This window comes from Hymenobacter metallilatus (genome assembly GCF_003944705.1).
Lineage (GTDB): Bacteria > Bacteroidota > Bacteroidia > Cytophagales > Hymenobacteraceae > Hymenobacter > Hymenobacter metallilatus.
The window spans coordinates 134,000-146,160 of sequence record NZ_RWIS01000002.1; the positions used below are offsets into that span (position 1 = coordinate 134,000).

Below are 12,161 nucleotides of genomic sequence, written 5' to 3' on the forward strand. Positions count from 1 at the left end.
TTTCATGGCTGAAATTTCCCGTACCAAATCTGCCTTCTGGGGTACTGTCTCGACGCAGGCCTTCACCGTCATTTCGATGGTGGTGTCCATCGTCAGCACACCTCTGATGGTGAAATACCTGGATAAAGATGCCTACGGGTTGTCTATCATCTTCTTTCAGATAGTCAACTACCTGGCCCTGTTCGATTTCGGGCTTTCCTCGGCCGTCATCCGCAACCTGGCCCTGCACCGGGGCGACGACGAGCACAACCGCCTGATGGTAAACCGCATTATGTCGACGGGGGTGCTGGTGGCGGCCGGGTTCGGGCTGCTGGTGGCCGTGCTGGGCATCAGTCTGGCTCCGCTGCTGCCCAAAGCATACGACCTGCGGCCCGAACTGGCAGCCCCGGCGGTGCCCATCGTCATTACCCTGAGTTTGCTGGTGGGCGGGCAGTTCATTCAGCGCGGTTTGGGCGGTATCTTTTTTGCGCATCACCGGCAGGCCCTCATTGCCACGCCCATCTTTGCCGTCAACCTGCTCACCACTGGCCTGACGCTGCTGCTACTCTGGCGCGGGGTGGGTCTCTGGACGTTTGTGTATGCCAACCTGTTTCAGTTGTTCGGCAATGGGGTGGTACAGGTCTGGCTGTTGCGCCGGTATTATCCCAACGTGCAGATTCGCCCCAGATTTTACGATAAGGCCCTGACGCACTCTATGCTGGGTTACGGGTTCTTCATGTTTCTGCATGGGTTGGCCACGCAGGTTATCCTGTACACCGACCGGCTGGTAATCGGCAAGGTCTTGTCGTTGGCGTTGGTGGCGGTATTCTCGCTTACGGTGCGCATTCCCGAGGTGGGCATGAACCTGCTGGGCCGCGTGACGGAAAATGCCCTGCCCGCTGTGGCTGAAATAGTGGTGCACGAAGGTCCTGCCCGGGCCCGGGTGTATTTCCACCGCATGATGCTGCTGATTGTGGTAATGAGTCTGGCGGCGTTCTGGCTGATGCTGGCGTTGGATGAGTGGTTTATCCGCCTCTGGGTAGGGCCTGATTTCTTTGCTGGCCAGCAGGTGCTGGTGCTGGCTCTGATTATTATGGTGCAGCAGACCATTACCCGCACCGGGGTATTTTTCCTGAATGCCAAAGGCATTGCCCGGCCCATTAGCTTTGCCGCTATGGTGGAGGCTGCTCTGAATTTGGCCCTCTCCATCACGTTGGGACAGATGCTGGGCATGAGTGGTATTTTGCTTGGTACTATTCTGGCCGCGCTGCTCACATCGGTATGGTACATTCCGTTTCTGCTGCGCAAACACCTCGAAATTTCGCTGATGGACTCTCTGGTGCGCCCCATTCTGGGGCCTACGCTGGGCGTGAGTGCGGCCGGCATAGCCATCTACTTCCTGGTCAGGGCGCTGGATGCGGTACCGTTCTTCAATAACTGGCTGTGGTTCCTGCCCATCGGGGCGGTAGTCTCGCTGCTGATGGGCATCTTCGTGTGGCTGGTGTACCTGCGCAAGCCGCTGGGCGAATACGTGCCGCTCCGCTTCCGCCGCTACCTGCTGGTTCAATCTTAACCCCAACGGCCGCGCACGCGGCCGTTTTCTCGCCTGCTATGACCTCCATTTCCAGCTTCCTCTCCAAAGCCACCCGCACCGTACTCTGGCGCACCGGCCTGGGCCGCAAAGCGGCGGCCCGCTACTGGACCAACCGGGCCGAAGGTGCGGGCTTCCGCTACCTTTACCGCGAAACCACCGACGTGTTTGCCGACGTGCCCACGCAGTTCGCGGATCCGGTGTTCACCAAGTTTATTGCCGAGGACAATAAGCGCTGGACCATGCAGGAAAGCTTTGTGGTGGAAGTGGATGACGTGTTGCTGGAGCCGGAGCGGCTGCTGGGTATCCGGGCGGGGCGGGAAGTGGTGGAACAGACTGTAGTGTACAAGCACGACCGGCAGTACCCCTACATTCTGCCCTACCTGCTGCGGCCGGCCAACACCACTAAGCTGGCCACCGCCATCTGGTACGATGGCTCGGCGACCCGCAACTATTTCCATCATCTGGTGGATGCTCTCATCAGCCTGCAACAGCTGGAGCGCAGCAAACTGCCGCTGGATACGCCCGTGCTCATCACCAAGAAGATGTATGACACGGTGTACTTCCAGTATCTGTACCAGCGCAGCGCCCAACTGCGGCAGCTAAACTGGTACGTGGTGGGCGACCAGGAATGGGTGCAGGTGAAAAAGCTCTACAAGCTGCAAACCGCGCCCTACAGTCCGGCCGCCTGGCGCACCATGCGCGAGCTGTACGCCATGCCCGACGTGAAGCCCTGGCGTAAGGTGTTCCTGAACCGGGACCGGAACCGCTACGGCCGCTACTTGGATAACGAGCAGGAAGTGGTGGATATGCTCAAGCGCCATGGCTTCGAGGAAATGTTTGCCGAAAACCTCACTATTGAGCAGCAGGCCCAGCTGTTCCAGGAAACCGAATACCTGGTGGCCCTGCACGGAGCCGGCATGATTCAGCAGTTCTTCATGAACTACGCCCACAGCCACGTCATCGAAATCATGCCCCGCAACTACCTGCAGCCGCTTTATTACTGGCAGGCTTATACCATGGGCCTGAAGTATTACGACGTAATTGTGGGCGGTGACATGCGTGACGGAAAAGAATACCCCGTAGACGTGGCAGCTGTGGAAGCGGCTGTGGAGCGGATGCTCGGCAACCAGCACCCCGGGCGGGTGTACGGCCTCACGGAACTCCCGGCAGTTTCAGCTGTTTCCTAAGGCTATGAAAATCCTCATCGTTCTGGAGGACCTGCGTACCGGCGGGGCCCAGACTTTCGCCCTGCGCCTGGCCCAGGCCCTGCACGTGGCCGGCCATCAGGTGCACTTGTATGATCAGTACGCGCATCTGGTCAACCAGAATCTGGTGCGGCAGTTGGCCCCCGATGTGCCGGTGATTTCCTACGGGGCTGCGTCGCCGGGGCTGGATGCGGTGCTGCGCAAAGCCGCCGGGCTGGGCCGCCGCCTTGGCCGCCCCGACTGGCTGCGGGAGGAGCAGGTTATCCGCCACCTGCGCCAGACGATTCAGCACCTGCAGCCCGACGTGATAAACAGCCACACCATCAAGGCCGATTACGTGGCGGCCAAGGCGGCCGAAGGGCTGGGCGTTCCGCTGGTCATCACTATGCACGGCTGCTACGAGCTGTTTCTGCACAAGGCTGATGCACCGGAAGTTACGCCCAAGGGCAATTTCGCGCTGCAGCAGGCGGCGGCCGTCGTGTACCTCACGGCCAAAAACCTGGAGATATTCGAGCAGCAGGGAGTGCGCCCACTGAACAAGCTGCTGAACCGCAAAATCTACAACGGTTTCGACGGGCAGTTTTCGGCCGAAAAGCCGCAACATACCCGGGCCGCACTGGGTATTCCGGCCGAAGCCAAAGTGTTTGGGATGGTGGCGCGGGGTATTCCGGAAAAAGGCTGGGCCCACGCCGTCAACTCGTTTCTGGCTCTGGAAGCCGCCCACCCCGAGCTGCATCTGGTGCTGGTAGGGGAGAGTGATTACCTCAACCAGCTGCGCGCAGAGCACCCGCACGAGCGGATTCACTTCACCGGCTTCTCGCGTAATCCCATTGATTGGGTTGACCTGTTCGATGTGGGGCTGCTGCCCAGCTACTTCCACGCCGAGAGTCTGCCAAACTCTATTGCTGAGTACCTTTCCTGCGGTAAGCCCGTCATTGCCAGCCGCATCGGCGAGGTGCCGGCCATGCTGGACTCCGAGGCCGGCCTGGCCGGGGTAGTGCTGGACCAGGCCAACTGGCAGCTCACCGACCCCAACCAGCTTACGGAGGCCATGCGGGCCTACCTGACGCAGCCGACGCTGCTGGCCGAGCATCAGCGCCGCGCCCCGCTGGCGTTCGAGAAATTCCGCATGAACTATTGCCTGGCCGCTTACGAAGATCTTTTCCGGCAGGCCCGCGCCGCCCACCCCCAATCTGCATGAGTACACCTGCCCCCGGCCACCCGCTCCGTAACCTGCTTCTCCTGATTCCGAACCTGGGCCTGGGCGGGGCGCAGCGCGTGTTTCACGACCATAGCGTGGAGCTGGCCAAACACTACCACGTCACGGAAGCCGTGTTCAACATGGAAGGCGGCAACATGTACCCCAGCGGCAACGAGATGCTGAGCCTGGAGGTCGATGGTGGCGGCAGCCCGGCCGACAAAATCCGCAACTTTGGCCGCCGCATCGGGCGGCTGCGGGCCCTCAAGCGTCGGCTGCGGGCCGATGTGTGCGTGAGTCATCTGGAAGGGGCCGACTACGTGAATCTGCTCAGCAAAGGCTCCGAAAAAGTGGTGCTCTGCATCCACGGCTCCAAGCTGCACGACGGCAATATTACCGGCCTGGTAGGCTGGCTGCGCAAGAAGGTGCTGATGCCCGGCCTTTACAACCGCGCCGATAAAATCGTGACGGTGAGCCGTGATATTAATCCAGAGCTGATTGAGGGTTTTGGAGTGAAGCCCGAGAAGCTGGTCACCATCAACAATTTCTTCGAGGTAGCCCAGATTGAGGCCAAGGCCCGGGAGCCGCTGACGGCCCAGGAACAGGCCGTGTACGACGCCGCGCCGGTGCTCGTCACCTCGGGCCGCCTCACTATCCAGAAAAACCAGGCCCCGCTGCTCGACTCATTTGCGGCCCTCATCAAGCGGCGGCCAGCCAAGCTGGTGTTCGTGGGTGACGGGGAGTTGCGCGACGACCTTACCGGCCACGCCCGCCGGCTGGGCCTGCGCGTGTACGAAGCCTGGGACCCGGCCACTACCCTCACGCCCGACTACGACGTATATTTTCTGGGCCTCCAGCAGAACCCGTTCAAGTACATCCGGCCGGCTTCGCTGTTTGTATTTCCCTCGGCCTGGGAAGGGTTCCCGATGGCCCTCGGGGAGGCAATGATTTGCGGCGTGCCGGCCGTAACCACTGACTGTCCCACCGGCCCCCGCGAAATCCTGGCCCCCAGCACTGGCACGCCCCGCCCCGCCATCCGGGACGCCGAAAAGGCCGAGTTTGGAGTACTGATGCCCATGCTCAACCAACCCACCACCCTGGCCGCCGACCAGCGCGTGTGGACCGAAACGCTCTACCAGCTGCTCGGCGACGAGGCCGAGCGGGAGCGGCTGGGCCGGTTGGCCAGCCAGCGTATGCAGGATTTCACCCGGGAAAAGATTTTCCGCCAGTGGGTGGCCGTACTCGAAGACGTACTCGCACACTAATGCCCCAGCCGACGACCAAGCCCGTTATCCTCATTGCCGACAACTCCACGGCCGTGACCGGAGCCCTCATGGCCATCCGCAACGCCACCGACCGCCTGCGCGACCGGTACGAGTTTGTGTACGTGCTGCCCACCGGGAGCCGGGGCCGCGCCGTGCTGGAGGCAGCGGGCTACCGGGTGCACGAGTTGCCGTTTGTGGAAATCAGTAAGCGGGTGCGCAACCTGCTGCTGTATGTGCCGATGCTGCTGCTAAATGGGTGGCGACTGGCCGCGCTGCTGCGCCGGGAGCGGGCGGCGGCGGTGCACATGAACGACTTCTACAACCTCACCGGCGTAGTGGCCCGCCTGCTTACCGGCCTGCCTTTGGTAACGCACGTTCGGTTTCTGCCCCACACCCAGATGCAGCCCCTGGCCCGCACCTGGCGCTGGGTGGCCGAGCACCTGGCCCAGCGGGTAATATGCGTGTCGCGGGCGGTGTACTCGTATTTTCAGCCGCTGCCGCATATCAGCGTCATTTTCGATCCGGTGCCGGAAGGGGAGAAGTACCCGCCCACTGACCTCGCACCCCGGCCCGATGGTAGCGTGCGGGTGCTGTTTCTGGGCAATTATATTCCCGGTAAAGGCCAGAATTTCGCCGTGGAAGCCTTCAAAGCCGCTTATCCACAGCAGCCTGACCTGCGCCTGCACTTCGCCGGTGGCGACATGGGCCTGGAGAAAAACCGTGCGTACCGGCAGCAGCTGGAAGCGGCCGTAGCCGCGGCTGGCTTACAGCAAGTCGTGACATTTGGCAGCTTTGTGGAGGACGTGGAAGCCGCCATCAAGCAGGCCGACATTGTGCTGAACTTCTCCGAGTCGGAGTCGTTTTCGCTCACCTGTCTTGATGCGCTGTACTTCGGTACGCCCCTGATTGCCACCGACTGCGGCGGCCCCGCCGAGCTGTTCGAATCGGGTCGCTCCGGGCTGCTGGTGCCCAACCGCGACGTGCCCGCCATGACACAGGCTCTGCTGGAGCTGGCCGCCGATGCCGGGCTGCGCCAGCGGTTCGCGGCGGCCGGCCGGGAGTTTGTGCGCCACAAGTTCCGCCCGGAATCCAGCTACGAGCAACTCGGCCAGCTATACGCCGGAGTACTCAACTAGAGGGCAAGCGGCCGGGATACCTGTAGAATGACTCAACAGCTTCTGTTACCCGTTGCTGTTGCTCCGGTTGCAGATCATGGTAGAGGGGCAGGCGCACGAGCGTCTGTCCGAAACGGGTGGCGTGGGGGAGGGCACGTCCGTCGTGCCGGGCGGTATAGTAGGGGCTGCTGTGAAGCGGCAGGTAATGAAAAACCGCCAGGATATTCCGGGTCCGCAAATGCGCCAATAAAGCGTCCCGTTCAGCCTCGGTGTGGCAGAGTAACGCAAACAGGTGCCAGTTCTGCTGGCCTTCAGCAGAAACCGGGAGTAACTGAAAACAACCGGCAGCGGCCAGCGGAACCAACGCTGCTGCGTAGGCTTCCCAGAGTTGCCGTCGCCGCTGCTGAATAGCCTGCCGGTGTTCCAACTGCGCCCACAGATAGGCCGCGTTCAGCTCCGAAGGCAGGAAAGAGGAGCCCACATCCACCCACTCGTAGCGGGCAGCTTCGCCCCGGGCAAACGCGGCGCGGTTGGTGCCTTTCTCCCAGAGAATTTCGGCCCGGGCAGCCAGAATGGGGTCATTTATAGCCAGCATCCCACCTTCCCCGGCACTCAGATTTTTGGTTTCGTGGAAGGAGAAGGCCCCGAGGTGGCCTAGCGTACCCAACGGCCGCCCTTGGTACGTGGCTTCTATGGCCTGGGCCGCGTCTTCCACCACCCATAAGGTATACCGTTCTGCCAGCGCCATAATACCCGCCATGTCGCAGGCGGTACCACCGTAGTGTACCGGCACGATAGCGCGGGTGCGGGGCGTGATGAGAGCTTCTACCTGCGCCAGGTCCAGGTTCGGATGGTCGGGGCGGCTGTCGGCAAACACAATGCGGGCCCCGCGTAGCACGAAGGCGTTGGCCGTGGAGGTAAAGGTATAACTGGGCACAATTACCTCGTCGCCAGGCTGAATATTGAGCAGCAGGGCGGCCATTTCCAGCGCATCGGTGCCACTGGTGGTCAGCAGGGCCTTCACCATGCCATACTGCTGCTCAAAAAACTGCTGGCAGCGCTGGGTAAACCAGCCGTTGCCGGACAGCTTGCCCGCCGCTACGGCCTGCCGGATGTATTCCAACTCGGGTCCTGCCAGGTGAGGCCGGTTGAAGGGAATAAAATCGGGTGGGAGAGAAGAAGGAATCATGCCGCCGCAGTGGTTTCGGCTACTACGTACAGGGGCCGGTTGCGCACTCCTTCAAACGTTTTGCCTACGTACAGGCCCACAACGCCCAGCACCGAAATTATGATACCAGAGAACAGGCTGATGCTTATAATGAGGCTGGCATAGCCGGGCACCGTAATCTGGCCCAGCAGGTAACGGCTCAGCATTACCAACCCCAGCAGAAAGGCCCCACCTGACAGCAGCAGCCCGAAATACACCGCCAGCCGCAGAGGCTTATCGGAGTACGTGAGCAGAATATCGAGGGCCAGCTGCAGGCGACGGGTTAGCGAATAGGAGGAGGGCCGGGTAGCTGCTCCGTGCGCTACCGGCAGTGCAGTTTGCCGGTAGCCGGCCCAACGCACCATGGTAGGAAAGTAGCGTGTGCTCTCGCGCAGGCGCAGCACCGTATCAATCAACTGCCGATGATAGATGCCGAAATTGCCTACTTCCGGATCCTGTGGTTCGCCGGTAAGGTAGCCCAGCACCGTATAAAATAGCCGGGAGCTGCCCCGTACGGCGGCCCCGTCGGTGCGGGTACCCCGGCGACCCACTACAGCTTCGTAGCCCTCCCGGGCTTTGGCCAGCAACCGCGGAATTTCCTCCGGCTGATCCTGCAGGTCGCAGTCCATTACCACTATCCATTCGCCCCGGCTGGCTTCCAGACCGGCCGTGAGGGCATGATGCTGCCCAAAGTTGCGCGACAAGCGCAGGCCCCGCGTACGTGCATCGTGTGCCGCGTGCTGTTGGATGGTAGGCCAATCCGTAGGGTCGGGGCTGGCGTCGTCTACCAGCACAAACTCGTAGGGTGCTGCCAGGGGTTCCAGCGTCTGTTGCAGGCGTTGCAGCAGCGTAGCCAGTACCGGACCAGCCTGATACACAGGAATCACAACGGAGAGCAGCGGGGCGGGTGCAGGCATGTGCAAGGGGAGATACCGTCAAATATAGCCACTTGGCAGTAGCTGAGTGGCTGGCTGCCCGGTAAGGCGCCGGAATAGTTTCGTACTTTTGCGGCGCCTTACCGTATGAGTGGCGCCAGTTGTACCGGCTGAGTGTGAGCTGGCTACTCCGGTCTGCGGGCCATTGTTCGCTATACTTTTCGAATGAAGATTCTCTTTCTGACCCCGTATCCAGCCGGGGAAGCCCCGTCGCAACGTTTCCGGTTTGAGCAGTACTTTCCGGCCCTGCAGGAACGGGGCATTGCCTACACCGAGCGTTCCTTCCTCGACCTGGCTACCTGGCGGATTCTGTACAAGCCCGGCCATCAGGCCGCCAAAATATGGGGTATCGTGAAGGGGTTCGGGCGGCGCGTGAAGCACATGCTGGAAGTGCCCGGCCACGACTACGTATTCATTCACCGCGAAATAACGCCCATCGGTCCGCCCATTTTTGAGTGGGTAGTGGCGAAGCTGCTGGGTAAGAAGATCATCTACGACTTCGACGACGCCATCTGGATGGCTCTTACCTCGAAGCATAACCAAATGGCGGCCGTGGTGAAGTGGCACAGCAAGGTGGCCTCCATCTGCCGTTGGAGCTACAAGGTGAGCTGCGGCAACGACTTCCTCTGCGACTACGCCCGGCAGTTCAACCCCCGCGTGGTGCTCAACCCCACCACCATCGACACGGTGAACCTGCACAACCGCACCAACCCGCAAACCAGCGAAAAGGTGGTGCTGGGCTGGACGGGCACCCACTCCAACATGGTGTACCTGGCCTCTCTGCTGCCCGTGCTGCGCCGGCTGGAGGAAAAATACGACTTCACCTTCCGCGTCATCTCCAACCAGGACCCGCAGCTCGACCTTAAGAGCTTCGACTACGTGCCCTGGCAGAAGGCCACCGAAATTGCCGACCTGGTGCAGTTCAACGCCGGGGTGATGCCGCTGGAAGAGAAAATCAGCCCGTTGTCGTTGGGTAAATGCGGGTTCAAGGCCTTGCAGTACATGTCGTTGGGTATTCCGGCGGTGGCCTCGCCGGTGGGCGTGAACACCAAAATCGTGACTAATAACGTGGATGGTTTCCTCTGCGAAACCGAGGACGACTGGTACCAGGCCCTGGCCCGGCTGATTGAGGACGCCGAGCTGCGCCGCCGCCTGGGGGCCAACGCCCAGCGCACGGTGCGGGAGCGGTACTCGGTGCTCTCGAATACCGAGAATTTTATCCGGCTGTTTTCGGCCGCTGATGCCGGTTTGCCCCAGGTAGCCACCAACTCGGCCGCTGTGCCGGCAACTGCCCACCAGTAGTTGCGTAAGCGGGCCGGCTGCCGGATGGTAGCTTCTGCGGCGGGGGCCGTACCTTGCCACTTCATCTTTTTCCTGTGCTATGTTAGAAATCGGCCAGAAAGCCCAGCTCTCCAAAACCATTACCGACGCCGACGTGCGTGCCTTCGCGCAACTTTCCCTGGATACCAACCCAGTGCATCTGGATGAGGAGTACGCGCAGCAGAGCCTGTTCGGGCAGCGCATCAGCCACGGTATGCTGTATGGCTCGCTCATCAGCGCGGTGCTGGGCACGCAGCTGCCGGGGCCGGGGGCCATCTACATGGGGCAGACGTTTAAGTTTCTGAAGCCGGTTTTCCTGAACGACACTATTACGGCCCAGGTGGAAGTGCTGACGCTCAACGAGGAAAAGCACATTGCCACCCTGCAAACCACCTGCGTAAACCAGGACGGCAAGCTCGTGCTGACGGGCGAGGCCACCATGAAATACGCCTGATTTACCTGCTTTAACCGTGGCCGGCTCCATCCAAGAAGCCGGCCGTTGCTTGCCTTATGCGCAAAGTCATACTCAACGCCGACGACTTCGGGCTGTGTGCCCCGGTGAACCGCGCCATCGTGGAAAGCTACCGGGCGGGCAACCTCACCAGCACCACCATGATGGTGGCCATGCCCGGCACGCGGGAAGGCGCTCAGCTGGCCGCCGAAAACCCCGGGCTAGCCATCGGGCTGCATTTTTGCCTTACCGAAGGCCGGCCGCTCACCAAAGCGGCTTCGCTGGTAGATGCCGACGGCAACTTTCTGGAGCGCGGGGCCCTGATGAAAAAGCTGCTGCTGGGCCGGGTGCAGCAGGCCGAGGTGGCCGCTGAGTTTGAGGCCCAGTACAACGCACTGGTGAAGCTGGGCATCCGGCCCACCCACACCGACTCGCACCAGCACACCCACATGAATCCGGTGGTGTTCGGGGCCATGCTGCCGCTGCTGAAAAAGCATCGGCTACCGGTGCGGCTGGCTATTCCGGTGAAGCCCGACCTGAAGCTGCTGCTCACGCGCCCGCCGAAATTCCTCAAGCAAAGCGTGCTCTACAAAGCCAGCCAACGGTTCCGCCGCCAGATCAGCACCCGCACCGACGATTTACTGGTATCGGTGCACGATTTGAGCACGCCCCCCACCGAGTACACTGCCGACACCCTCCGGGCGCTGGTGCACGAGGCTCCGGCCGCGGCCGAAGTGGTGGAGCTGATGGTACACCCCTATATTCCGGGGCCGGAGCTGAACCAGCTTTATCCCAAGGACCTGGCTCAACGCCAGCCATTTTTTGAGAAGTGCTACGCGGAACACCGCATCCTGACGGGCAAGCCCCTGTTTGCCAACGACCCGACTGTAACCCTGACTACCTATGGCCAACTCTGACGAAATTACGCTGCACCGCGCTACGGCCGCCGACCTGGCCGACGTGGTGGAGCTCAACCGCGTTGAAAACGACGACGACCGAATGACCACCGGCTACCTCGACTGGTGGTACTTCAACAACCCGTTTAACTCCTTCAGCTTCTTCCTCTCGCGCATTGGGGGGAGGGCCTGCGGCATGTGCTCTTCCAACGATGCCCAGTTTGTTATTAATGGGCGCCCCTGGAAGGCGGGCTTCATTCAGAAGGTGCTCACCAGCAATGAGGTGAGGGGCAAAGGTTTGTTCGGCAAGCTCTACGTGAAGACCGATACCGACTTTCTGGAGCGGGGCGGCGACTGTTTCCTGGCTTTCCCCAACGCCGTAGCCAAGCCCATCTACCTGGCTAAGTACAGCTACAGCCACGGCATCTACCCCGACCTGACGCTGCTGTTCACTAACCCGCTGCACCTGGCGGCCGGTAGTCAGCACGAGGTGGTAACTCAGCTGGATTCTACCTTCTTCCGGCAGCCAACCTTCCAGTTTGAAAACGCCATGAAGAAGGACGAGAAGTTCCTGAACTGGCGTTACCTCACCTTCAAATCGGAGCACTACAAATACGTGGCCCTGGCCGTGAAGCAGGCCGGTAAGCTGGTGGGCTATGCTTTTCTAAAGAAGATTCAGAAGAAAGGCCTGCCGGTATTCGTGCTGATGGACGTGGCTTTCCATCAACAGGCCGATCTGGCGCACATCATTAAGCAGGCCCGCATATACGCGGCCAAGCAACTGTCGGTGGGCCTGCTGTACATGGGCAACCCGCTGATTGACGCGGCTACCAAAGGCGTGGCCCGCAAAGTGTGGCGCAACCAGTTCGATTTCCTGGTGAAAGGCAAGAACCAGGCGGAAACCGACGAGCTGGCGAAAGTCACGTTCAACTTCTTCTTCGGCGACCTGGATTTTGTATAGCCGACACAGCTTCTCAACATAACAGCGCGGCCCTC

At 61.1% G+C, this 12,161-nt stretch carries 11 protein-coding genes; 9 read left to right on the top strand and 2 right to left on the bottom strand.

The genetic code is table 11. From position 1 onward, the window contains the following. Positions 1–4 precede the first annotated feature (4 nt). From EI290_RS03940 to EI290_RS03960, 5 genes are read left to right on the top strand one after another with little or no spacing between them, the layout of a single operon-like run. Positions 5–1,552 (top strand): lipopolysaccharide biosynthesis protein, encoded by a 1,548-nt coding sequence (locus EI290_RS03940; RefSeq protein WP_125426986.1) that lies wholly within the window; start codon positions 5–7, stop codon positions 1,550–1,552. A gap of 38 nt (positions 1,553–1,590) precedes the next feature. After that, positions 1,591–2,760: a glycosyltransferase family 61 protein gene (locus EI290_RS03945; RefSeq protein ID WP_125426988.1), complete on the top strand. Its 1,170-nt coding sequence runs from the start codon at positions 1,591–1,593 to the stop codon at positions 2,758–2,760. A gap of 4 nt (positions 2,761–2,764) precedes the next feature. Further along, entirely contained in the window at positions 2,765–3,979 is a 1,215-nt protein-coding gene (locus EI290_RS03950) for a glycosyltransferase family 4 protein (protein ID WP_125426990.1), read from the top strand. Continuing rightward, a complete protein-coding gene (locus tag EI290_RS03955) occupies positions 3,976–5,241 on the top strand; it encodes a glycosyltransferase (RefSeq protein ID WP_125426992.1) in 1,266 nt (421 codons plus the stop codon). The genes EI290_RS03950 and EI290_RS03955 overlap by 4 nt, the downstream gene beginning before the upstream one ends. Then, positions 5,241–6,377 carry a glycosyltransferase family 4 protein gene (locus EI290_RS03960; protein WP_125426994.1) on the top strand — a complete coding sequence of 379 codons (1,137 nt, stop codon included), beginning with the start codon at positions 5,241–5,243 and terminating at the stop codon, positions 6,375–6,377. Before EI290_RS03955 ends, EI290_RS03960 begins: the two co-directional genes overlap by 1 nt. Here EI290_RS03960 and rffA read toward each other — a convergent pair. Beyond that, positions 6,370–7,545, bottom strand: a complete 1,176-nt coding sequence (gene rffA, locus EI290_RS03965) for a dTDP-4-amino-4,6-dideoxygalactose transaminase (protein WP_125426996.1) — start codon at positions 7,543–7,545, stop codon at positions 6,370–6,372. The two genes, EI290_RS03960 and rffA, sit on opposite strands and share 8 nt — an antisense overlap. Beyond that, entirely contained in the window at positions 7,542–8,480 is a 939-nt protein-coding gene (locus EI290_RS03970; protein WP_125426998.1) for a glycosyltransferase family 2 protein, read from the bottom strand. The genes rffA and EI290_RS03970 overlap by 4 nt, the downstream gene beginning before the upstream one ends. Before the next feature lie 183 nt (positions 8,481–8,663). Here EI290_RS03970 and EI290_RS03975 point away from each other — a divergent pair, with 183 nt between their 5' ends. The 4 genes from EI290_RS03975 to EI290_RS03990 all read left to right on the top strand — a co-directional run bounded on the left by EI290_RS03975 (position 8,664) and on the right by EI290_RS03990 (position 12,126). Further along, the gene (locus EI290_RS03975) at positions 8,664–9,800 is read left to right on the top strand and encodes a glycosyltransferase family 4 protein (protein WP_125427000.1); all 1,137 of its coding nucleotides are present in this window, start codon (positions 8,664–8,666) and stop codon (positions 9,798–9,800) included. Between the two features lie 79 nt (positions 9,801–9,879). After that, the gene (locus EI290_RS03980) at positions 9,880–10,272 is read left to right on the top strand and encodes a MaoC family dehydratase (RefSeq protein ID WP_125427002.1); all 393 of its coding nucleotides are present in this window, start codon (positions 9,880–9,882) and stop codon (positions 10,270–10,272) included. A gap of 56 nt (positions 10,273–10,328) precedes the next feature. Beyond that, positions 10,329–11,186: a carbohydrate deacetylase gene (locus tag EI290_RS03985; protein ID WP_125427004.1), complete on the top strand. Its 858-nt coding sequence runs from the start codon at positions 10,329–10,331 to the stop codon at positions 11,184–11,186. Beyond that, positions 11,173–12,126 carry a GNAT family N-acetyltransferase gene (locus EI290_RS03990; protein WP_125427006.1) on the top strand — a complete coding sequence of 318 codons (954 nt, stop codon included), beginning with the start codon at positions 11,173–11,175 and terminating at the stop codon, positions 12,124–12,126. The genes EI290_RS03985 and EI290_RS03990 overlap by 14 nt, the downstream gene beginning before the upstream one ends. The last annotated feature ends 35 nt before the right edge of the window (positions 12,127–12,161 follow it).

Coding starts and splice junctions, on each gene's coding strand:
- EI290_RS03940 (WP_125426986.1), top strand. CDS start 5: ATGGCTGAAATTTCCCGTACCAAATCTGCCTTCTGGGGTACTGTCTCG.
- EI290_RS03970 (WP_125426998.1), bottom strand. CDS start 8,480: ATGCCTGCACCCGCCCCGCTGCTCTCCGTTGTGATTCCTGTGTATCAG.
- EI290_RS03975 (WP_125427000.1), top strand. CDS start 8,664: ATGAAGATTCTCTTTCTGACCCCGTATCCAGCCGGGGAAGCCCCGTCG.
- rffA (WP_125426996.1), bottom strand. CDS start 7,545: ATGATTCCTTCTTCTCTCCCACCCGATTTTATTCCCTTCAACCGGCCT.
- EI290_RS03980 (WP_125427002.1), top strand. CDS start 9,880: ATGTTAGAAATCGGCCAGAAAGCCCAGCTCTCCAAAACCATTACCGAC.
- EI290_RS03955 (WP_125426992.1), top strand. CDS start 3,976: ATGAGTACACCTGCCCCCGGCCACCCGCTCCGTAACCTGCTTCTCCTG.
- EI290_RS03950 (WP_125426990.1), top strand. CDS start 2,765: ATGAAAATCCTCATCGTTCTGGAGGACCTGCGTACCGGCGGGGCCCAG.
- EI290_RS03990 (WP_125427006.1), top strand. CDS start 11,173: ATGGCCAACTCTGACGAAATTACGCTGCACCGCGCTACGGCCGCCGAC.
- EI290_RS03960 (WP_125426994.1), top strand. CDS start 5,241: ATGCCCCAGCCGACGACCAAGCCCGTTATCCTCATTGCCGACAACTCC.
- EI290_RS03985 (WP_125427004.1), top strand. CDS start 10,329: ATGCGCAAAGTCATACTCAACGCCGACGACTTCGGGCTGTGTGCCCCG.
- EI290_RS03945 (WP_125426988.1), top strand. CDS start 1,591: ATGACCTCCATTTCCAGCTTCCTCTCCAAAGCCACCCGCACCGTACTC.